20 protein-coding genes are annotated in these 22,510 nt (G+C 42.3%); 13 read left to right on the top strand and 7 right to left on the bottom strand.

Going from position 1 to position 22,510, the window contains the following annotated elements:
• The first annotated feature begins 12 nt into the window (after positions 1 to 12).
• From AAEZ02_RS09360 to AAEZ02_RS09340, 5 genes are all read left to right on the top strand, one after another.
• Entirely contained in the window at positions 13 to 504 is a 492-nt protein-coding gene (locus AAEZ02_RS09360) for a hypothetical protein (protein WP_124011720.1), read from the top strand.
• A gap of 72 nt (positions 505 to 576) precedes the next feature.
• Positions 577 to 1,308: a fimbrial biogenesis chaperone gene (locus AAEZ02_RS09355; protein ID WP_124011721.1), complete on the top strand. Its 732-nt coding sequence runs from the start codon at positions 577 to 579 to the stop codon at positions 1,306 to 1,308.
• 92 nt (positions 1,309 to 1,400) lie between these two features.
• On the top strand, positions 1,401 to 2,216 hold the full coding sequence (locus AAEZ02_RS09350) for a fimbrial biogenesis chaperone (protein WP_124011722.1): 816 nt from the start codon (positions 1,401 to 1,403) through the stop codon (positions 2,214 to 2,216).
• The gene (locus AAEZ02_RS09345) at positions 2,216 to 4,693 is read left to right on the top strand and encodes a fimbria/pilus outer membrane usher protein (protein WP_124011723.1); all 2,478 of its coding nucleotides are present in this window, start codon (positions 2,216 to 2,218) and stop codon (positions 4,691 to 4,693) included. Before AAEZ02_RS09350 ends, AAEZ02_RS09345 begins: the two co-directional genes overlap by 1 nt.
• A gap of 38 nt (positions 4,694 to 4,731) precedes the next feature.
• A complete protein-coding gene (locus tag AAEZ02_RS09340; protein ID WP_124011724.1) occupies positions 4,732 to 5,676 on the top strand; it encodes a hypothetical protein in 945 nt (314 codons plus the stop codon).
• Between the two features lie 100 nt (positions 5,677 to 5,776).
• On the opposite strand, the gene AAEZ02_RS09335 is transcribed toward AAEZ02_RS09340, so the two are convergent.
• Positions 5,777 to 6,445: a LuxR C-terminal-related transcriptional regulator gene (locus AAEZ02_RS09335; RefSeq protein WP_351076052.1), complete on the bottom strand. Its 669-nt coding sequence runs from the start codon at positions 6,443 to 6,445 to the stop codon at positions 5,777 to 5,779.
• A 1,481-nt stretch (positions 6,446 to 7,926) separates the two neighbouring features.
• On the opposite strand from AAEZ02_RS09335, the gene norV reads away from it, so the two are divergent.
• The 3 genes from norV (at position 7,927) to AAEZ02_RS09320 (ending at position 10,987) form a co-directional block, all read left to right on the top strand.
• Positions 7,927 to 9,432 (top strand): anaerobic nitric oxide reductase flavorubredoxin, encoded by a 1,506-nt coding sequence (gene norV, locus AAEZ02_RS09330; RefSeq protein ID WP_351076049.1) that lies wholly within the window; start codon positions 7,927 to 7,929, stop codon positions 9,430 to 9,432.
• Positions 9,429 to 10,574 carry an NADH:flavorubredoxin reductase NorW gene (gene norW / locus AAEZ02_RS09325; RefSeq protein ID WP_124011727.1) on the top strand — a complete coding sequence of 382 codons (1,146 nt, stop codon included), beginning with the start codon at positions 9,429 to 9,431 and terminating at the stop codon, positions 10,572 to 10,574. Before norV ends, norW begins: the two co-directional genes overlap by 4 nt.
• Before the next feature lie 77 nt (positions 10,575 to 10,651).
• Positions 10,652 to 10,987, top strand: coding sequence for a TehB family protein (locus AAEZ02_RS09320; RefSeq protein ID WP_101032020.1), 336 nt, complete (start codon positions 10,652 to 10,654; stop codon positions 10,985 to 10,987).
• A gap of 392 nt (positions 10,988 to 11,379) precedes the next feature.
• Here AAEZ02_RS09320 and AAEZ02_RS09315 read toward each other — a convergent pair whose 3' ends face one another.
• Positions 11,380 to 12,246 carry an endonuclease/exonuclease/phosphatase family protein gene (locus tag AAEZ02_RS09315; protein WP_267898627.1) on the bottom strand — a complete coding sequence of 289 codons (867 nt, stop codon included), beginning with the start codon at positions 12,244 to 12,246 and terminating at the stop codon, positions 11,380 to 11,382.
• A gap of 267 nt (positions 12,247 to 12,513) precedes the next feature.
• On the opposite strand from AAEZ02_RS09315, the gene cls reads away from it, so the two are divergent.
• Entirely contained in the window at positions 12,514 to 13,968 is a 1,455-nt protein-coding gene (gene cls / locus AAEZ02_RS09310; protein ID WP_124011729.1) for a cardiolipin synthase, read from the top strand.
• A 66-nt stretch (positions 13,969 to 14,034) separates the two neighbouring features.
• On the opposite strand, the gene AAEZ02_RS09305 is transcribed toward cls, so the two are convergent.
• The 3 genes from AAEZ02_RS09305 to AAEZ02_RS09295 form a co-directional block, all read right to left on the bottom strand.
• A complete protein-coding gene (locus AAEZ02_RS09305; RefSeq protein ID WP_124011730.1) occupies positions 14,035 to 14,397 on the bottom strand; it encodes a hypothetical protein in 363 nt (120 codons plus the stop codon).
• 216 nt (positions 14,398 to 14,613) lie between these two features.
• Positions 14,614 to 15,279, bottom strand: coding sequence for a DUF3047 domain-containing protein (locus AAEZ02_RS09300; RefSeq protein ID WP_124011731.1), 666 nt, complete (start codon positions 15,277 to 15,279; stop codon positions 14,614 to 14,616).
• Between the two features lie 694 nt (positions 15,280 to 15,973).
• Positions 15,974 to 16,225, bottom strand: coding sequence for a GlsB/YeaQ/YmgE family stress response membrane protein (locus tag AAEZ02_RS09295; protein WP_101032025.1), 252 nt, complete (start codon positions 16,223 to 16,225; stop codon positions 15,974 to 15,976).
• Positions 16,226 to 16,994: 769 nt separating this feature from the next.
• Here AAEZ02_RS09295 and AAEZ02_RS09290 point away from each other — a divergent pair.
• The 4 genes from AAEZ02_RS09290 to AAEZ02_RS09275 all read left to right on the top strand — a co-directional run bounded on the left by AAEZ02_RS09290 (position 16,995) and on the right by AAEZ02_RS09275 (position 21,414).
• Entirely contained in the window at positions 16,995 to 17,441 is a 447-nt protein-coding gene (locus tag AAEZ02_RS09290) for a c-type cytochrome (RefSeq protein ID WP_124011732.1), read from the top strand.
• A 3-nt stretch (positions 17,442 to 17,444) separates the two neighbouring features.
• A complete protein-coding gene (locus AAEZ02_RS09285; RefSeq protein WP_124011733.1) occupies positions 17,445 to 18,833 on the top strand; it encodes a cbb3-type cytochrome c oxidase subunit I in 1,389 nt (462 codons plus the stop codon).
• Positions 18,834 to 18,936: 103 nt separating this feature from the next.
• Complete coding sequence (locus AAEZ02_RS09280) at positions 18,937 to 20,778, top strand: nitric oxide reductase activation protein NorD (protein ID WP_124011734.1); 1,842 nt, start codon at positions 18,937 to 18,939, stop codon at positions 20,776 to 20,778.
• A 267-nt stretch (positions 20,779 to 21,045) separates the two neighbouring features.
• Positions 21,046 to 21,414, top strand: a complete 369-nt coding sequence (locus AAEZ02_RS09275) for a hypothetical protein (protein ID WP_101032030.1) — start codon at positions 21,046 to 21,048, stop codon at positions 21,412 to 21,414.
• Positions 21,415 to 21,539: 125 nt separating this feature from the next.
• Here the strand turns inward: AAEZ02_RS09275 and AAEZ02_RS09270 are convergent, their stop codons facing one another.
• Entirely contained in the window at positions 21,540 to 21,827 is a 288-nt protein-coding gene (locus tag AAEZ02_RS09270; protein ID WP_101032031.1) for a cytochrome C oxidase subunit IV family protein, read from the bottom strand.
• A 41-nt stretch (positions 21,828 to 21,868) separates the two neighbouring features.
• Positions 21,869 to 22,501 carry a cytochrome c oxidase subunit 3 family protein gene (locus AAEZ02_RS09265; protein WP_351122820.1) on the bottom strand — a complete coding sequence of 211 codons (633 nt, stop codon included), beginning with the start codon at positions 22,499 to 22,501 and terminating at the stop codon, positions 21,869 to 21,871.
• Positions 22,502 to 22,510 lie beyond the last annotated feature (9 nt).

The raw sequence follows: 22,510 nt of genomic DNA, 5'->3' as shown, positions 1-22,510 counted from the left end.
AGGAGTTTTACCATGAGAAAGATTACTTTAGTTGCAGCATCTTTAACAGCACTTTTCGCAAGTACAGCAAATGCCGGTGATGTTCAGTTAGTCGGTTATGTGCCCGCGGTTTGTGAGGTTTCAGGTCTAAATACCCAATTAAGAGATTTTGGTAACGTCTCGGGATCTGCCAATGCAGCAAATATTGGATTAACTGTTGAATGTAATGATGCTGACGGTGCAACGATACAAATGATCAGTGCTGAAGGTGGCCTTGAGTCAGATGATGCAGAGGATCAATCGCTTCCATATACCGCCACTTTGGCAATTGGTGCTTATCCAGATTTAGTTCTTAATGCGCCAGGCGGTGTTGGAACTAATGGTGCCAACGTCGATGCTTCATATTCAGCTACTGGATTGCTCGGTGGCGCTGCTGGTGTATTGTCGTTTATGACACCTGGTGGGGCAACTTGGTCTGGTGGTTATTCAGATACCTTAACAGTACAAATTGATGCGGCAAACTAATTTAGGTTAAGTAAATAAAACATGAGGGAGTATTACTCTCTCATGTTTCATTATCTTTTTGGGAAGTGACAGATGATAAAAAATAATAAAAAAATATCATGCCTATTAGCGCTGGCATGCCTTATTGGTGCCCTTGGTGTAACTAAGGTATATGCCTATAAAGTTCAGCCTATGGTGGCCGAAATGGAGCCTGTTGGCAGAAATGCCCAATTAACCTTGCGGGTTGAAAATAACGACAGCGAACCACTTACACTTGAAATGGTACCGCTTAAGGTGCTAATTAACAGTTCAGGCAATATTGAATATATTCCAGCTGATGATGATTTATTAATTATTCCGGTTACAACAGTATTGCAAGCTGGGCGTTCACAAGCTGTGATGGTGCGTTATTTAGGCGAACCTGATATTTCCCAGTCGCAAGCGTACAGCATAGGTTTTCGACAATTGCCCGTTACCGTGTCAGGGCAGAGTGCCACAAAATTGAGTCTAGCGGTCAATTTTAATACTTTGGTCAATGTAGTGCCGGCCAATGCTAAAGCCATTCTGGCCGTCGAAAATATCAGTTTTAAAGATAATAATTGGCAGGTAACGATTAATAATTCAGGTAACCGTTATGTGCGTCTTAGTAATACTCAATGGCGTGTCAGCGATGGTGTAAAGTCACTGCAGTTAACTAAAGAACAGCTTTCCGAATTAGTCTCCGGCAGTTTGATTTTACCGAACTCCTCTCGTACCTTAACCATGCAGCCAATTGAAACCTTGAGTATGGACAAACTTAATATTGAAATTGAAATGGTGAAATAGCGATTTTGATTTTATGGGATATCTATTATTGTAGTGGTGATGCTTAACGCTTGTTTAGACAATAGAATAACCTTAGCGTTACAGGGAGTTGTATGCACAGAAATTCACTAGGCTTGCATGCCGTGGTTGGTTGTTGCTTTATATTTACGCTTACACTGTCAATGGCAAAGGCTGTATATGGGATGGAAATATCTCCCATGGTTACCGCGCTTTCTATTGATAGCCGGCCTAATTATCAGCAAATTTTAATTAAAAATAATTCTAATGTTACATTGCCGGTTGAAATCGATGTTAATCGGATCCAGTTTAATCCGTTCGCCGTTGGTTCCAGTTATACCGTTGTACCTGAAACAACCCCTGATTTATTAGTATTCCCTCCCGCCATCGTGTTGGCCCCCGGGGCGGTGCAGTCGGTTCGCGTACAGTGGTTAGGACAAAAATCCCTGCCTGAGTCCCAAAGTTATTTTATTCGTTTTAGCCAACCTCAGTTGTCAGACGACAATACCAACAAGAGTGGGGTTAAGATCTTCGTCCATTTTAACGCGGCAGTACATGTGTCAGCCATTGGTATGAAGCCTCTGCTAGTGATAAAGCGCAATTCGATAACCCAGCAAGCTGCCAACGGCGAAAAGGAAAATCCCTCTCAAGATAAACAGGCAAAGGCCTCGGCTTTATTGCAATTCAGCATTGACAACCAAGGAGGAAAGTACGCCGATCTAAATGACTATCGCTTGATTATTACCCGGGTCGACGGTACCGAACTTACTATACAAGGGGAGGCGTTGGTCGCCGAGCAAACTAATACATTTTTCCCACCCAATTCGAAGCGCAATCTGTCTATTCACCTTGATAGGCCTTTATCCGTAGGATTTAGTTTAGCTCTAACCCCCATAGAGCGAGAACCCTAATGGCCAGGTTATGTAAACTATTGCTATTACTGAGCTTGTTGCCGCTTTCAGGTTTGGCGAACGAGGAGATAAAGTTAAACCCCACTGGGCGAGACATTCGTTTGCAGTGCCTATTGCGATTGCAAGATAGTGCGATTGGTGACGTCGAATTAATTATCACCGCAGATCAAAATATTGAACTCCCTGCAAAATCAACCTTGGCCTTACTTGCGGATACTATAGTGCCGGAAGTCCTCGAGGCATTAGCTGGGTACCAACATGATGATGTATTAAACCAAGCCGATTTTTCTCAGGTGGGGCTTAATTTGACTTTTGATATGTCGAGTTTAGAGCTGATCATGCAAGCTCCCATTGAGGCGCTTAAAGTAAGCGGTTTATCGTTTGCAGCTAAAAAAAATACCCGGCGTTATATCGACGCTTCAACGTTAAGCGGATATACCAACCTTTACTTATCGTCATCAAATACGGAAAATATAAGTGAAGAAAGTCAAGGTTTCACCGATTTCAACCATCTTATTGAGGCGGGGCTTAATTACCGCCATGCCTTATTAGAGTATGAAGCTGTCTATAATAAATTAGATGGTAAGTCAGGGGTGTATTCTCGCCAAGGTACTCGGCTTAATATTGACTTCCCCAACCAAGGTACTCGTATGGTGTTGGGGGATTTTTATAGCCGTCCCAGCGGTTTTCAAAATGGGGTCGATTTTCTTGGATTCGGAGTTTCTCGTGACTTTTCGCTTATTCCAACCCGTAATGTGAGGCCAACCGCTGCACGTCAATTTACCTTAGAGCGTACTTCCGAAGTCGATGTCCTGATTGATGGCGTGGTGGTCAAAAGACTAAGTTTAGGGGCGGGCTCCTATAATCTCGAGGATATTCCATTAGCAGAGGGGGTAAGTGATGTCGAGTTGCTGATAACCGATCGCAATGGTCGCCAAGAGCGAATTAACTTTAGTATCGCTACGGGTATGGACTTATTAAAACCCGGTGAATTTGAATATGCATTTAGCTCGGGAGTGAGTAGCGAATTAGTTGCAGATAAACTCAAATATGATAACGATGCATTTATTGTCGGTGGTATGTTTGAGTATGGCGTGTCGCCATCTCTGACCCTCGGCGTTAACCTGCAGGCGGCACAAGAGTTATATCAGCTAGGGCAGCGCAGTTTATTTGCTACGCCATTAGGTATTTTTGATTTAAATGTCGCTTATAGCCATCAAGATGTTGTCGGTGAAGGCGTGGCTGCCAGCCTAGGTTTCGATGTTGATTTTGCTGATGATCCTAATAACACTCAGCTCAGTTTCTTTCATGAGTATTTTTCGCAGTCATTTAGTCGAGTTGATGATTTCTTTTCGCAACAAAATATTTCTGCAATTAATCCAATAAACTTAATGCCTACGCTCAATATTAACAGGAACTTCTTTACCGGGCGTTATAGTCAATCGATCACCCAGGCTTTGCGTGTCAGTCTGACCGTTAACTATGTTGATTCATATCAGGAACAAGGTGACTATTGGACAATCAGCCCTGCACTCTCCGGCGATTTATTTGATACTCCTGCCAGTTGGAGTATTAGATTAACCCACAAAGATCGCCAGGATGATGCTAATGAATTTAATGCATTATTTACCTTAAGTTGGCCATTTGGGGGATATTCTCGCGTAATCAGCAGCTATAGTAGTGATATGGAAGATTTGCAAACTGAATATAGTTACCTTAAAGGCATAGGTAAAACGGGTGGCGTCAATATGTTTATTGGTGGTCAGCGCACGAGTGATACCGATGCCAACCTTGAAGCCGGTATAGATTACTCTGCAAATCGATATAATCTTAACCTACAGCATACTAGTCGCGTTAATGATTTAAGTAATAATGAGAGCAGCCATTTCAGCCGCGCAGAACTGGCTTCAGCATTGGTATTTTCTGGTGCAAACGTTGCGATTAGTCGTCCGGTTGGCGATAGCTTTGCCATTATACAACCCTACTCTAATCTGGCTAATAATCGCATTGATGTAGATATTTCAGATGAAGGTTCAAGGGTTTATACCGATGGGTTAGGCGCCATGGTTGTGCCAGATCTACCGGCTTATAGTGAGCAACTTATTTCCTATGAGGTGACTGATTTACCCCCTGGCTACGATTTAGGTGATGGGGTATTTGCGCTTAACCCAGGTTATAAACAAGGTTATTCGCTTAAGGTAGGGTCTGATGCCATTATCACAGCTATGGGCTCCTTATTTGATAAACAAACCGGTGAGCCTATTAGTTTATTAGCCGGACAAGCAATATCGCAAACGGATGAAAATTTTGAGGCTTTAGATTTTTTCACTAACCGCAGCGGTCGCTTTGCCATTAGTGGCCTTAAGCCTGGTAGTTACTTACTTAAGTTAAATAGCAAAAACGTACGAACATATCAGCTAGTCATAAGCGATGATAGCAAGGCTTTATTACGCTTAGGTAATCTTTATGTTGATTAACGCAGGGTGTATAGAGCACCAATATATCTGGAGTCCATATGACACTAACTAACCTTATCGAAGTGATCATGCCAAGGCTGAAACTGGCTTGCTGCGTGACGGCCATGTTTCTTGCTTCCTGTATTTATTCTGCTAGTGCTTTTGCGGCTTGTGAAGCAAGGGTACAAAGTGTCAGTTTAATGAGTTCAGGCGCACAAAATCAATATGATGTCTTTACCACAAGTCCATTTGGGTTAATGCAATACTACGAGGTGAAAGTGAGTTTTAGTGATCCTAACGAAGATTGTGCCTTAAGTTTAATGATTTCGACTATCGAGCAAGGCTATCAACTCTCGGGGCAAAGCGGAAATTCATTGACATTTTCCCCCTATCTTCAAACGTCAGGCAGTTTTATTCAAAATAGACACTGGTTTGCCGAGGTATCACCACAACAGTCCATTTTTCGATTTCAATTACGTTTCCCTGCGCAGCAATTTGGTTCAGAAGGAGACTATACCAATCAATTACTCGTGCAGCTTATTCCAAATCCTGAACAGTCTACAACTGTATTAGATGAACGTAATCAATTGATCTCTGCACGCATTCCTCCTGTTGCAAGCATCAGTTTCTATGGATTATCGCAACGACTTTATCCATTAGACCTTGGTCGCCTGACAACAGGAAAAAGGCTGAATATCGATCCTAATTTATTTATTCGAAGTACTGCTGGCTATGAAATTAGTTTCCGTTCAGATAATCAAGGTAAGCTTAGGCATCAAAGTAAACAAGAGCGTTGGGATATCGATTACATATTTAGTGTGGCTGACAGTGTCATTGATTTTACGGTAACGGGCAATCAGCTGGTTGTTAATGCGCCACAGAACCATAATGGGCAGAGGATACCTATGACTATCCAAATTGGTGAAACAGAAAATCGACCAGGGGGAATCTATGAAGATGAAATTCATATTGATATCAGTGCATCTGGTCTGGGAAGTTTTTAGTTTTGGTCGCTGTTAATGTTAGTTTAACCTAGTTTTTTATTTAAAATAAAAAATGCGACCATGATCAGTAAAAAGATCCCAGCTTAACACTTCAGTGAGGTTATTTATTGTCGTATCTTTGCAATTGTTTAAATGCAGATGGGTTATCCTTTGCCCAATTCGCTGCCTGGGTACGATTTTTAACTTCCGTTTTCTTAAATACTTTATAAAGATGTGATTTGACCGTGTGCTCACTCACAAATAGTGCATTGGCAATATCAATGTTGGATTTACATTCAGTCACTAATCTAAGTACATCGCACTCACGGCGAGTGAGGGAGACCATAGGTTGTTCAGGATGTATATCTTCTTTTCGGTAGTGTTGCAGTAACTGGCACATCATAGTTCTTGGTAACCAATATTCACCGGCGAGAATTTTTCGCATCCCCTGTAGCAATAAAACCAGTGAAGATGATTGTGGAAAAATACCGCAACAATTTGGCCAATCGAGTAAGTCTTGTTTATCGAATTTTTTAGAAGTATTGAGTAAAACGATATGCACTTGAGAAAGATTCGTATCAAACTGGATTTGCCAACAACGATCGTCAATATTGGGTAGGTTAGCCACATCAACAAGTAATAATGGATTTAATGCTCTATCGAGGTTCTCCAGTTCCATTTCATTACTAATAAATCGGGTCTCACAATCTAGACTCGTCTTTAAAAGATCAGCAAAGGCTCTACTCTGAATGGTCAACTTCGTGACTAAAACCAATGTAAGTTTAAGCATAATGAATAATTTCCTTATAATACAGTTGTGGTGCACACATCGCAGTATTTTACTGTTAGCACATACACTGGACTTTAAGCATTTAAATATTCCAGAACTGACCACAAACCATTGTTTATATTATTATTTAACACTCAACCTCGACAGATATTTGCCGTGATAAATGTTATCCCTCCATAAACCTTCTGTTGATTAATTTCCTAGTAGCGATTTAATAGCCACTCAAACCAAGATTGCATTACTTTGGCCATTTATAGCTGGGATAATTGCATTTTAAACCGCCGCTGAGCGACACGGTCGATATCACGCTTTATCGGCAAACTCAGCAGGCTCTCCCAGATCAACCCCTCGACTAAAAGTGGCTGACGCGTAACAACTTTTTTCGGTATCCTATCACTTTTAAATTCATTGAATAACAGTTCAATTTGCCAGCGACTAGGGTAAAGCTTGATCACTTCTTGGCGACTAAACTTATTGTGCGGAAGTTAGTCATCCACCATAGATAACACTTTTATTTCTTAAGCAAAAATAATTCCATGCGACGTTGGTATCATCGCCAGTTAACATCAATCTCCGGACGCTGTGTTAGCGTTCCACAGCGTGGGTATATTCAACCGATTATCATCAATAAATTGTCTTGGCTGTTGTCTTGCAATGATAATTCCCATGACTATTGTGCTTGTAATTAGTTTCACCCCCGCTAAATCTACTTATTCCAATAGTTTTTTATCCTAGCGCTAGAGATCGTGTCTATGTACGCTAGCAAAAAAATGACACGTTTCTAGAAAAGAATAGCACATTCCCTAAGATTGAGCCTTTTTAGTAAATCATCCTTAGAATCCAATAAAAACCATCGCACTTTGTATGAGACTTGCCAGCACTTAACATGTTAAATGAAAATGAGGAATATCATCACCTCACATTATCGAGCAACTCTACTCCTTGCTGACCAAGCTTAACAAATTAGCCAAGCTATTACTTTAATCAATAACATAGCCTCTTTCAGCATTTATTGCGATACATTTTAGGACTATTCAGGTACTCAATTGGGGGGCTTTTTCAATAGAGTGAGCTCTAGATAATTAACATTACATAATGAATTCTGAGCAATGTTTCAGGTTTACATCAGAAAAGCGGCCTGCTTACTCACGGTTATTACCATAAGGAGTCTCGTCTAGCTCACTATCATGTGTCTTGGTCTAGCCATGATTCATTACCGCCAAGCAAGTAAGGGTGACCAAAGACTAGGCGGCCAGTGATCAGGTCTTTATTAGACTCTTGAGAGGACACTACCTTGAACGTGTCATTTTGACACGCGGGTGTTATTAAGACACCTTTTAGAGTTGTTAATATGACAACGACTAAACTTTAATTTAAATAATTACCCAATTAATCAGTTACTTAACTAGTTGGCATGCAGTCTGCATTAAAATATTTAACTTTATGAATTTGTAACTTTTCAATTTAATACAGGTGTAAATATGACAATTCACATTAAAAGTAATATCGACTGGGTTGGCCAACGTGATTGGGAAATATTGGATTTTCATGGCACTGAATATAAAACAACCAAAGGGACGAGTTATAACAGTTACCTTATCCGTGAGCAAAAAAATGTCTTAATCGATACCGTTGATCATCGCTTCAGCCTGCAGTTTATTCAAAATCTTGAGATGGAAATTGACCTAGATAAGATTGATTACATTGTTATTAATCATGCTGAAGAAGATCATTCAGGCGCGTTAGCGGCTCTGATGGCTAAAATCCCTAATACCCCGATTTACTGTACCGAAAATGCTATCGATTCCATTACTGGCTTACATCATCATCCAGAGTGGCATTTCAATATTGTCAAAACCGGCGACACGCTAGATATCGGTAACGGCAAGCAGTTGGTGTTTATTGAAACGCCTATGCTGCATTGGCCAGACAGTATGATGACCTATCTAACCGAGGATGCCGTATTGTTTAGTAACGATGCATTCGGTCAACATTACTGCGATGAGCATCTGTTTAACGATGAGGTTGATCAGATTGAATTGATGGACCAATGTTTACGTTATTACTCCAATATTTTAACTCCGTTTAGCTCACTGGTTACCGCTAAAATTAACGAGGTGCTGAGCTTTAATCTGCCAGTTGATATTATTGCCACCGCCCATGGCGTAGTGTGGCGCGATGACCCTACCCAGATTATTCATCAATATCTGCAATGGGCAGATAATTATCAGGAAGACAGGATCACTATTTTTTATGATTCAATGTCTAATAATACCCGCATGATGGCTGATGCCATTGCTCAGGGGATCCACGATGTTGATCCTGGGGTGTCAGTTAAAGTCTTTAATGTGGCCCGCCATGATAAAAATGACATCTTAGCCAATGTGTTCCGCTCTAAAGGCATATTAGTGGGTTCATCTACCATGAATAATGTGATGATGCCGAAAGTCGCTGGGATGCTAGAAGAGATCACCGGCCTGCGTTTTAAAGATAAAAAAGCCGGTGCCTTTGGCAGCTACGGTTGGAACGGCGGTGCGGTCGATCGTATTCACACCCGTCTTACCGATGCCGGATTTGATACGATTGTGGGCCTAAAAGCAAAATGGCGACCTGATGGTAAAGCCATGCGCGAATGCCGCGACCATGGGCGACAGATTGCCAAAAACTGGGCATGGCATGATCTTAGTAATGTTAAATCCATTTCACCAGCATCCCTAGCCAAAAACAATCAAGCCACTGCCACCGCTAAGCCAGCAACTAAGTCTCGGGAAAGTAAACCTGAATGCGGGGCTGCTTCGGCAATTGATGATTCACAAAATATGTTATGCACTGTGTGTAACTGGGTTTATGAGCCAGTATTGGGCGAACCTAATCAAGATGTTGAACCAGGAACACCGTGGAGCGAAGTACCAGATGTCTTTCTCTGTCCAGATTGCGGCCTTGGCAAAGAGGTATTTATCCCTATTGAAGCAAGGAAAGTATCATGAGTGCACCCATCATCATTATTGGTAGCGGCTTTGGCTCATATCAGTTAATCAAAACCATTAGGCGCACAGATCAGCACATACCTATAACTGTTTTTACCCTCGATGAGGGCCACGATTATAATAAGCCTGATTTGAGCCATGTATTTAGTAATCAACAAAGCAGTGCGGATTTAATTCGCCTCAGTGCGCAGGAATTTGCCTCTGAGAATAATATTACTCTGCATGCTTTTACTCAGGTTGACTGCATTGATAGCGATCAACAGGCGGTATTTGTTAAAGGTGTCGCCTACCCTTACACAAAATTGGTGCTGGCAACGGGGGCAAAAACATTTGTTCCACCGATGCTTGGTAATGCAACCGACAAGGTGATCACCTTAAATAGTTTGCGCGAGTTTGAAACTGCGCAGCTGCAGCTACAGAATGCGCAGCGGATTTTAGTGATTGGCGCCGGCATTATCGGTACTGAAATAGCAATGGATCTTAACCGTTGCGGTAAAAGCGTAGTAGTTGTAGATCCAAGCAACGGCCTTATGGCAACGATGCTGCCAGATATAGTCGCCAGTGTATTACAAAAGAAGATGACCGAAACAGGTGTTGAATTTGAGTTTGGCCGCACCATTAGCTCCTTAAACCAAACCGGATCAGGAATTTGTGCCACACTCAGCTCGGGTAAAACACATATTGTTGATTGTGTCATTTCAGCGGCGGGGTTAAAGGCTAATGTGGGTTTAGCTCAAAAGTCGGGATTCAAGGTCAACAACGGCTTGGTGGTTAATCAGCAGCTGCAAACCTCAGTTAATAATGTGTATGCCTTGGGAGACTGCGCCGAGATAAACGGCAAGGTGATGTCCTACCTGCAGCCGATTATGTTAAGCGCCAATGCGTTAGCGAAAACCTTATTAGGCCAACCGACAGATTTGAAACTGCCTGCTATGCTGGTCAAAGTTAAAACGCCGCAAATGCCTATCCAATTAGGCGGTAATACCGTCATAGATGTTGCATCCTGGCAGGTTGATATTGATGCTTTAGGTTGCTCAGTAAAAGCGTATAACGAGCAAAAAGAGATCATCGGCTTTGTGGTAACAGAAGGACACATGAAAAACACCTTTCCACTGCTGAGAGCCTTGCCAGCTAATCTTTAGTATTTAGTATTTAGTATTTAGTATTTAAACCAGTAGGCTCAACTAAGCCTGCTAATGTATCAATTTAGGAGAGAATGATGTCTCATCAACGTATTCCAGCAAACTGGACCATTCAACGCTCTACCCCATTTTTCACCACTAAAAATGTGCCTGATGCGCTACTTAACCACCACAATACCGCTGAAGGTGTCTTCGGCCAATTATGTGTGATGGAAGGTGTAGTCACGTATTTTGGTTTTGCAGACAGCGAAGCGACTGAGCCAGAAGTGAAAGTAGTGATTAATGCTGGCCAGTTTGCCACCAGCCCGCCAGAGTACTGGCACCGCATTGAATTAAGCCCTGATGCACAATTCAATATTAATTTTTGGTCCGATAAGGATAAAACTGGTCAAGCTATGTTTAATAAGAAGTAATAAGATAAATTACCCCGCGACTTCGCTTCGCTCTGATCACGGGGTTTTCTCTACAGATTAGATAAAGCAGTGACACAACACTTTTTTACTCGAAAAACGACTTAAAGATAAGATTCAGATGTACCAAAATGAAGAGAATAGCAGGGAGAGCATAATGTAATATTATGCTCTTACCGTGATAACGTGAGCAAAAAATGACACACCATGGGTAAACTTTGTAGGCGTTCCCTATTGAGATTTAAACGTGAACGATTTAAAACGCTGTGTTTTCTACATTCGAATTTTTAATTTTACTTAATTTTTATTAATACGTTAATAATTTAACCATAGTGAGCACTGTTCGCAAAAAAACCAAAAAACCAAAAAACCAAAATCACCATAAGCTATGTGGTTTAACTTTCGCCTAATCTAAACTGTGCCAACAAAGGATGATGATCCGATGTTTGGGTGGTGATCACCCTTGCAGACTCTAACGTCAGTCCCCGGAAATAAAGGTGGTCAATGGGGTAGCCCATCACAGTTGTTCGGGTGTCTTCTGCTGGTGTTACCTCTTTCAACCCTAATGCCTTTGTCGTCTGAGCTAGCATGGACAATCTAGCGGAGCGCCATGTATTTAAATCACCACCGAAAATGATTGGGCCTTTGTGGGCTCTCAATGCCGGTAACAGCTGCTGTAACTGCTCAGTGTAACTATCTAGAGCGTATTCAAAGTTAATACTGTGTAGATTTGCCACTAGCAAGGTTTCACCATTGGACAAGGGGAAGTAACTTAACAGACTCGACTTGGGAAATTGAATTAGGGGTTCGGCCGTCAAATATCCACAACTTTGACTCGCTGCAACTTCAGACATATTCATTACACCAAGCGGTATATCACCTTGACGAAAGGCTTGTACCATCGCCAATTGCTGCTGGTTTTGTTGGCGCCACTGTTGAAAATTGTCAGATAACTTAACCTCTTGCAGCAACAATAATTGATTCTGCTTGGCCAGTTGGCTTAACAGCGTTTGCCAGCCTGCATTTTGCTGTTTATAGATATTCCAGCTCGCGACAGCCAGTTGACCATCCATATCCAAATTGGCTTTAGGTATGGCATCAACACATTGAGCAGCAAACGACTCTTGCTCACTATTAATCACCTGAGGTTTAGTCGCAAACTGAATAAACAATGGCACAACCACTACTGTCGTCATTATTAATATGACGATAACAAGACTCCCCCATCGAGCAAGCCCTAGCAGCTTGTGCTTTGGTTGCAATCTTGGTATTGATGTTGGCTTTGAGCGAAAAATGCCGATTGACGATACCTCTATTCATTTTACGGGTGATGTTTGAACGTTATGCTTGAGCTTGGTTAACACCCGTTTGATTAAGACTAGCACCTTTATAATAAAACAAACTGTTTGATATACCCAGCCGTACAGATGGCAGGTGGTAGATGGTAGATGGTAGATGGTAGATCAAATAGTTTGAAACCTGATATGATAAATATATCTTTTTCTGCATGATTGATCCACTGGCTTGCTATGGTTGAGCTTTACAAAGTATTAACGTTAATCAGCGTGTTAGCCTATTGGCTGATCATTGCCGGGATCACCACTCGTATTGTCTATAAACGGCGCTCTGTGGGCGTATCCTTAGCTTGGATGATGCTAATCTATGTGGTCCCCATCATAGGCATTGTGCTTTATTTTCTCGTTGGCGAGCTGAACCTTGGTAAGAAGCGCGCAGCCAGAGCCAAAGAAATGTATATCCCCTATCGGAAATGGCTTAGCCGGCTTTTCACTACCCAGCAATATCGTCCGCAAAATTTAAATGATTACACCATTACCATAAGCCAATTATGCGAAAAACGCCTCGGGATCCCGACATTATCCAATAATCAACTCACGCTTAAATCATCACCCGACACAATTTTAACTACCCTGATCCAAGATATCCAACAAGCACAGACGTCGGTTCATGTAGAGTTCTATATTTGGCATCCCGGCGGACTTGCTGACCAAGTTGCCCAAGTCCTTATCCAAGCCGCTCAACGTGATGTGGCAGTAAAAATCTTATTAGATGCAGCAGGAAGCCGAACATTTTTTAACAGCAAGTGGCCAAAATTGATGCGCGATGCAGGCATAATTATTATTTCGGCGCTATCCGTTTCTCTTGTACGTATGTTATTCCGCCGGCTCGACATCCGACTTCACCGTAAAATAGTCGTGATAGACAACCAAATCGGTTATACCGGTTCAATGAATCTCATTGATCCCAAGTTTTTTAATCAAAGTGCCGGAGTGGGTGAGTGGATAGATGTTATGGTCAGGATCACCGGCTCCAATGTGCCAGTGCTTAATTGTATTTTCGCGTGGGATTGGGAAACCGAAACCGACCAAAGAATGTTACCTGAGCCTCCAAAATGTTATCCCCATGAAGATAAAGCATCCGACATGGTTCAAGTCATCCCTTCTGGACCTGGCATGCCTGAGGACATGATCCAGCAGGTTTTATTGCTGAGTATCTATCAAGCGAAACACAGCATCACCATCACCAGCCCTTATTTTGTGCCCAGTGAAAACCTACTCTTTGCGTTGACTGCTGCATCCTTGCGTGGTGTGCAGGTTAATTTAATCATACCCGACAAAAACGACTCACTGATGGTGGAATGGGCAAGCAGGCCTTTCTTTGGTGAATTACTTAATGCGGGCGTAAATATTCATCGTTTTGCTGGCGGCTTACTGCACACAAAATCAGTCGTAATTGATCTGCACCATAGTCTAATCGGTACTGTTAACCTTGATATGCGCAGCCTGTGGCTTAACTTCGAAGTCACTCTTTCTGTAGACAATGTAGAATTTACTCAGTCCCTCAGTCAAGTCCAACATCAATATATGGCTAACTCGATAAAAATGGATGCTCGTCAGTGGCGCAAAAGACCTTTGATCAAACGATTAGTGGAACAGTTTTTTTACTTATTCAGCCCACTGCTTTAACGATAAAACAAGCAATGCGGCTTACTCGAGGCCGCATAGCCAGTTCTAGCTTTCAACAATAGTAACTTAACAAATATCACCCGTATCAATCACAGGTTTAACGACTGCTGCACCGATAATGAGCAATATTAAAAAGGGCACTGCATGGCACAAAATCATCGGGTACTTGGCAACTAAAGCCCTTGTTGGGATGAAAAAGTAAGGGTCCACTTTACCTAATAACTTATAGGCAGGCATCAATATTGGCTTAAACCAAGTTTGAAAATAATAGCCACTAACAGCCACTATCTGTACTTCAATAAGTAATAACAATAAATCAAGCCCAACAGCATCAACAAGCACAGCTAAAGACACTAACTCTGGGTTAAGTAACAAGACACAGATAACCGATATTGTGAATATCTTCCAAATCCAATTTTTGATGTTCATAAATCTTCCATGATTAAGCAAATTAAAACTTAAAATGTAAAATGTAAAATGTAAAATGTAAAATGTAAAATGTAAATCAATACTTTAAATGCAAATCAATATTTTAAATGTAGTCTACCACCCCTAAAATTACCGGCTGACTCGCTAGCTAAACATAAGTGCAAATTATTGTATTGATTTAATTTTATGCTATTTGAATCGCTGATTAACAAGTTGCTACATTGCACTGAATACTATGTCACCATAATAAGATTCGGCTTGTTTGCCGCTATTATCGGTATCGGTCATAATCGCGATAATGTCTATGTATTTATACGCTTTCTGGTTCGCTTGCTCACTGCCTTTATCACCAAAAATATCAATCAAGTCTTGGTATACATTGCGTTTTTCTTGATACCACTGACCCTTTTGCGCTTCTTTTCCTCGAACAGACATCATTTTGACACTTGAGCCAGCAAACGCATTATCCCAAACCAAGTCTTTATCTTGATTACTCGACCAAACATAGTTTAATGATTTGGTTTTCCACACCATAAAACCACCATCGATAACCACGTAAATTCGAGCGACAAAGTCATCGCCTTTTTTACTGCGCTCATCTAACTGCAGCAGCGTTTTTTCGACTAACCAACTCCAGTTTAGGTAAGGCGTTGCAGTAAGATCAATTTGCTGTTCTAACACTAACCCTGATGCGGCATTATGACTGAGTGCTTTTAGCGCCAAGCGCCCTTTATATTCATCTATGGTGTAAATTGATTCACCTGAGAATTCTTTGGGTTCCCAGCTATCAATCCCCTTGTCACTCAATGAGGTCAGGTTAGTAGCAGCGGTCACATTCAAGCAAACGATTATGCTAAAAAGTAAAATAGTCCATCGAAGCATGTGGTCCTCCTATCACTACACTAAGTGGTATAACGCCGAACACTGATACATTTATCAGTGAGTTTGATCTAAGCCATAATGATAACTAAAGACGACCAAGTCACATTTATAATCAATAACATAGTCTCTTTCAGCATCCATTGCGATAGTCTTTGTTTATTCAGGCACATACATAGAGCTCATTTCTCAGTAAATTGAGCCCTAGATAATTAACCATGACCACTATGGCTGAAGTAAACCAACAAAAGAGGCCGATTTACTCATACACATATTCATATTCAGAACAATACTCATAAGGCGTGTTGTATCGGCTCACAATAGTGTTGTCATGGTTATGCTATAGCAGTTTGCGTTTTTGAGTACTTATACCCAAGCCACTTCAACATGCTCTTTTCAGCGCTCCCGAAGGATAACTGGACAAGACAGTGATTGAAGAGACTGTATCGCAAGAGCCTAGATCGCTACGCTGCTAGGACGCTGCGCGGCGAGATCCTATAAAATCTTAGCAGCGAAGCTGTCGCTAGCCCTGATATGACAAGCCAAGGGCCTAGGTGCCAGACCGCTCTATCCGTGAGCGCAGCGACCCTAGAACCTAGCAGACCGAAGGCTGCCCTATTCCTAGCACCTTGAACTCGGTCTCTTCTGGACATACACAACCCTGCATTTCGAGGTCGTTTGGGTATATGTTAGCTTGCTATAGCTTTTTAATAAGGCCAACAACAAATAACAAGATGACAGCACCCGCCGTTGCGGTAATAATTGAACCCAGTAGCCCTCCCATAGAAATGCCTAGTAAACTAAATACAAACCCCCCGACCACTGCCCCTACAATACCGACTACGATATTACCGAGTAGACCAAAGCCCATCCCTTTCATTAACGTCCCAGCCAACCAGCCGGCTAATGCGCCAATGGCTAACGTAATCAATAAGCCTGTTATATCCATAATTCACTCCTGTTAATAACCCATGTTGATATTTTTTTACAATCTAACACTTCCAACACAGAGGCAGCGTTACTGAGTCCCTGAGTTAACTTATTGACCACCTCTTTTACCTGAAGTCGCAGGCTATGGCGGCAACGTCAGTTTTGAAGGCTTATTCCTTGGCATAGGTGCTCCATCACACCATCAGCCGAATGGATAAATGACGTTTAAAAATTTATCCTCTATTGTCCAGCGATCAAATACTATGATCCACTCTCAGCTACGACCTTCACGCCCCCCTTATATTGGAAAAGCAAAGAGGAAGAATTTTTCTCGCTTTGTGTCATTTTTACGCTTAACCAAGTCACCCATTTTCATTTTATAAAAAAGCTTACTGAACAAGACCAAAGTGACACATTTCTATTGAGTATTGTAGATACCCCTCCATCATCGCATCAACTTTAGCAGTATCAATTAGCATTTAACAGTCCCCAAAAACTTGCTATGTGGCTGGTGATGAACAAAGTCATAGGATCATCAAGCCTGTTCCCCTGGTGGTTAATTGTTAGAGTATCAGAATAACTGGGGCAACAGCCTGGAATAGGCTTTTCTAGGGAGATATTTGATCAAAAAAACCAAGCTAAACAACTCTGATTACAAGCAGTGTCATGTCCCTGTGTCGATTATGTCTAATAATTCCAGTGAATAATTCAGTGTGCACTACACTTAGTTGACCTTTTAGCTAATCTTTGACCAAAAGTTAAAGTAAGTAAGTATAAGGGATAGCAATATGTCAGACACTTTTACGAAAGGTATGGCTCGAAATATATACTATGGCGGCAGTGTGTTTTTTCTACTATTGTTTGCCGGCCTCGCTATGCATACCACCAGAGAAATGCCCAAATCTGATCATCGAGAGAACCTCACCCAAGCCGTTGTAAACGGTAAAGCCGTATGGGAAGACAACAACTGTATTGGTTGCCATACACTCATTGGTGAAGGCGCTTATTATGCGCCAGAGTTGGGAAATGTTTTTTATCGCCGCGGTGGCGGTGATCTCGATGCATTTAAAGGCTTTATGCAAGGTTGGATGAAAATTCAACCTCTCGGTATCCCTGGACGTCGACAAATGCCTCAATTTAACTTAACGGAACAACAGGTTAACGATTTGGCAGAGTTCTTGAAATTCACCGCTGAAATAGATGTTAACAGCTGGCCACCGAACATTGAGGGTTAAGCAATGAGCACTTTAAAATTTCAATCTCAATCAGTTGCGACACCTTACTTTATATTTGCGCTTATTTTGTTTACCGGACAAATTCTATTTGGCTTGGTGATGGGCTTGCAATATGTCGTAGGAGATTTTCTCGCGGGGATCATTCCCTTTAACGTTGCTCGAATGGTGCATACTAACTTACTCATCGTTTGGCTATTATTTGGCTTTATGGGTGCCGCTTATTTCCTTGTTCCCGAAGAGTCTGAAACCGAATTGTATAGCCCTAAACTCGCTATCCTGCTTTTCTGGGTATTTGCAGTTGCTGCCACACTCACAGTGTTGGGTTATTTGTTGGTGCCCTATTCAAGATTGGCTGAGATCACGGGAAATGAGTATTTCCCGACGATGGGGCGGGAGTTCTTAGAGCAGCCCACAATTACTAAAATTGGCATTGTTATCGTCTGTCTCGGTTTTCTGTTCAATATCGGCATGACCATGTTGCGCGGCCGAAAAACGGTGATAAACATGGTACTGCTCACCGGGCTAATTGGTCTGGCTGTCTTTTTCCTGTTTTCTTTCTACAATCCGTCCAACATTGCTATGGATAAATTCTATTGGTGGTTTGTGGTCCACCTCTGGGTGGAAGGCGTGTGGGAATTAATTATGGGTGCGATCCTCGCCTTTATACTGATCAAGATCACTGGTGTTGACCGGGAAATTATTGAGAAATGGCTGTATGTAATTGTGGCGATGGCATTGATCTCCGGACTACTGGGAACTGGGCATCACTTTTTTTGGTTAGCCACCCCAGAATACTGGCAATGGGTGGGTTCGGTATTCTCCGCGTTAGAACCTTTACCTTTCTTTGCCATGGTGCTGTATGCATTCAACATGGTCAATAACCGCCGCCGAGAACATCCAAACAAAGCCGCCACGCTGTGGGCGTTAGGAACGGCAGTGATGGCATTTCTGGGCGCTGGTGTGTGGGGATTTTTACATACATTGGCACCGGTTAATTTCTACACTCACGGTACCCAAATCACTGCGGCACATGCCCATATGGCGTTTTACGGTGCCTATGCAATGATAGTACTCACCATTATTTCCTATGCTATGCCGAAGTTACGCGGTATCGGCGAAGCATCGAGTAAAAAAGCGCAAGTACTTGAAATGTGGGGATTCTGGCTAATGACGGTTGCCATGGTCTTCATTACGCTGTTCTTAACTGGAGCTGGGGTATTGCAGGTCTGGTTACAACGTCTACCTGAAGGCGGCGAAGCACTCAGCTTTATGGAAACCCAAGATAAATTATCAATTTTCTATTGGGCACGAGAAGCGACGGGGGTCATATTTTTGATCGGCTTAATAACCTATATGTGTAACTTTATTGTCGATAGAAAGGTCGCTAAATAGCGAACTGAACAATGGACTGCTTTAATCGAATAGAGTTATCGCGGAGTCGTTATTGCCGCTAGTTCCCCCCTATTTTTATCACCATGGAGGCACATAAACTAAAATGGAAGAATGGGTGGGAAGTATTTGGCATAAGTTCATTGTGCAAAAGAGCAACACTGAATTTGATCATGCCCGAGTTCAATTTGATGATATCAAGAAATCCGTTGGGGTGATTTTTCGCGCACTAGGAGGCTCACCGACAAAACGCGTCGAAGCCGCAGTGCCGCGTGATTATTATGCTCATAGAAATTTTATCGATAAAATTTCTGGCGCCAAACAACAAGTCAGCCTTGCTTGGCAAGACGAAACCAGCCTTCGTCTGCCGCAATCCATCGCTATTTTTGATACACCACAACTCAATAAAGAACTCTACCTCTGGCTTGCTGCCCTTGCCCCGCATTACCCAGAGCAGTTCACCCACTGGGCCAGAGACAATCAAGCTGTCGTAGCCAAAGTACTCAATAAATGCCCCGCTCTAAGGCCTCGTTATCAACGACTGGTGACAGCAATACTCAAGCAACGAGTTCCTGTTGAAGCATTGCCTAAATCCTTACAACCGCTCGAACGGGCAGTGATCCAAGCAATAACCCACCCTGGATCTATTATTGAATTTCCGGTTGCACACTATGCACCTCAAGCCATTTATATCTGGTTGTACCCCAATGAGAACGTCAAAGATAACCCCTTTAGCGCGGCAGATATTGATTGCCAAGAAGAGCAAGGTTCATCCGCGGCAACTAAGCAGCAAAGCGTACAGGCTAGAAAAAAATCACAGCGAATAGAAGAAGATGACACCAAAGACAGTCTGATGGTTTTTCGCTTAGAAAACTTGTTCTCGTGGAGCGAGTTTTCTAGGGTGAATCGCGCAGAGGACGACACCGAAGACGATGATGCCCAAAGAGTGGCTGAAGACCTTGATATTATTACGGTGGCAAAGGGCTCAAAGCAAAAAACCGCCAAGCTTAAAATAGATCTCGACTTACCTTCTGCAATTGAGGATGACTTGCCCTTAGGGAAAGGCATTACGCTGCCAGAGTGGAATTACAAATCGAATCAACTGGTGGCTGAGCGTTGTCTATTACAACCTATGTTGCCCCGCGACAGTAAGCCGCAGCCATTGCCGCGGTCATTAGACTCAGCTGCCAAAAAGATCCGCCAACAATTCCAGCAACTGCAAAGTATTAAAAACTGGCAAAAATCTCAGCCGAGCGGAGATGAAATTGATTTAACCGCTTGGTTGGATTTCCATATTGAAAGTCAGACCTCTATGGCGCAAGAAACTGGACTCTACGTTAGGTTTCAGAACTGCCAGCGTGACATAAGCTGCTTGTTACTCTCGGATCTGTCTATGTCGACAGATGCCTACATCAATAACCAACTTAGGGTCATTGATGTCATCAAGGACAGCATGCTGCTATTCAGTGAAGCTTTGGCGGCTGTGGGCGATCCATTTGCGCTGTATGGTTTCTCATCGGTAAAGCGCCATCACGTTAGGTTTACACTATTAAAGAACTTTGCCGAACCCTACAATGATCATATACGTGGCAGGATCCTAAGTTTGCGGCCAGGCTTTTATACCCGAATGGGTGCCGCCATCCGCCAAGCGAGCAATATTTTGGCGGAACAAACACACCACCGAAAGTTGCTGCTTATTTTGACTGATGGCAAGCCGAATGATATCGATAATTACGAAGGTCGATATGGCATTGAAGATACCAAGCAAGCGATTATCGCTGCCCGCCGCCTTGGACTCATTCCATTTTGTATCACCATAGATCAAAAGGCTGACCAATACCTGCCTTATATTTTTGGCCATAATGGCTTCAGCGTTATCTTTGACCCAAGCCAGTTACCGACAAAATTGCCACACTTATATCATCAGCTCACCCAATCTTCTTACTAGACTTTATTAAGCAAAGGAGACCTAAATGATTGAAAAAGTTCCCTGTTTGTATTGCCAGACTGAAAATACACTTGATAGTAAAACGGCGAGGTATTTGACCGACCCCGTTCCTGTCTGTTGCCACTGTGGTATGGCTTTACCAAAAGCGCACCCTAGTAGCCGTGTCTATAAAACCAGAGTTTTTTTATGGGCCTTTGTATTCATTGCGTTATTTTGCTTACTGATGATCATTTATTTACCCAGATAACCGCAGGCAGGTATGTAAACATGAAACTAAATAAATACGATCAAAAACAAATAAAACAAGCGTCTGCAATCGCCTTGTGGTCTCTGCTCAATCTCACCTTTTTACCCCTGCTATCGTTTATCGTGCTGCTTAGCAAAATCAATCAATTTGCTTCCGACTCGTTTTCCGCTTATCACCTCAATTTTGCCATCAAGCTTAATTTAGCCGCTGCAACGGCATTAATACTGGTAAGTGCACTGATGATTTTATTTGGAGGCTTCAATTCGGGCATGACTTGGGTATTTGTGATTACCTATTTTATCTCTGTGCATGCCTTCTTTATTTTGATTGCGGTATGGATGTTAGTGCGGGCGTGGGCGGGTAATAAAATGGGCTACAAACAAGTTTAGTTGTTCATGTTATGGCGAAAAGACATCAATAAGTAATGCAAATATTATTAAATAACTTATTAAAAACTCATTAATCATATGGTTAATTATATTAATATGAGATTCAAGAGTGAACCACTGGGCACTCAAAATAAATAGTAAATCAATCCAATACCTATCGGGAGCAAGGTAACATAAGCCCGTAATAAGTTGCGCCACAATGCTGGCGCCGGTTTCAATTCCATATAGACATCAACAATCAGTAGTCCCTTTATCAAGGTCACCAGCAGAATGCTAGCTAACACAATATCTTCTACACCTTGCAACCAGGCATTACTTGCGCCCAGCGCAACACTGCCCACATAAGCAGAAGCGGCAGTCAGGATAATCAGATAGAGATATACCCGAAGAATGAGACCTTGATGATTGTTCATATTTTGCAGCCTCACATTAGCCTAGTTATGATTAGTTATGATTAATTAATGACGTACAACAGCGGGAAAATAATGATCCACACGAGGTCTACCATATGCCAATAGCAAGCTCCTGACTCAAAACCCGAAAGGCTCTTACCCTGATAGGCTCCTCTTGTTGTTTTGTATGCCATGGAGCCCAAGATAATCATTCCGAGAATGACGTGCATAAAGTGGAATGCTGTGATAAAAAAATACAAGGTAAAATAGGTATTGGTCGACAAACCAAATCCTTGTTGGATCAGCTCGTTATACTCCCATGACTTCACCGCTAAATAGACTCCCGCCGTGAGTAACGCACCGCCCAATAGCGCCGCAGCATAATCTTGGCGTGAATGCTTTACCGCATTTAAGCTGAGGGCGACCAAACAACTACTGGAAATTAGCGCAATGGTGTTAATCCCACCGGCGACGGGATGCAGGTAGGTTTGTCCCTGTTGAAACATATCGGGATACAGCTGCCGTGTTACTGCAAAACCAATAATAAAAATAGCGAATACCGTTAGCTCTGCCAAAATGAAAAACCACATTGCCAAATCACCCGGCAAATGTGGCCGCGGGCTTGATGTCACACCCGCGACATCACCGGTTGGTACCTGATTGGATCCGGTATTGACCATATTATGACTTTTCATCTGCAAGGG

Source organism: Shewanella sp. T24-MNA-CIBAN-0130 (assembly GCF_040310185.1).
GTDB lineage: Bacteria > Pseudomonadota > Gammaproteobacteria > Enterobacterales > Shewanellaceae > Shewanella > Shewanella psychromarinicola.
Note: the sequence above shows the minus strand (reverse complement) of the source record. Positions and strands in the feature narration are given on the sequence as shown.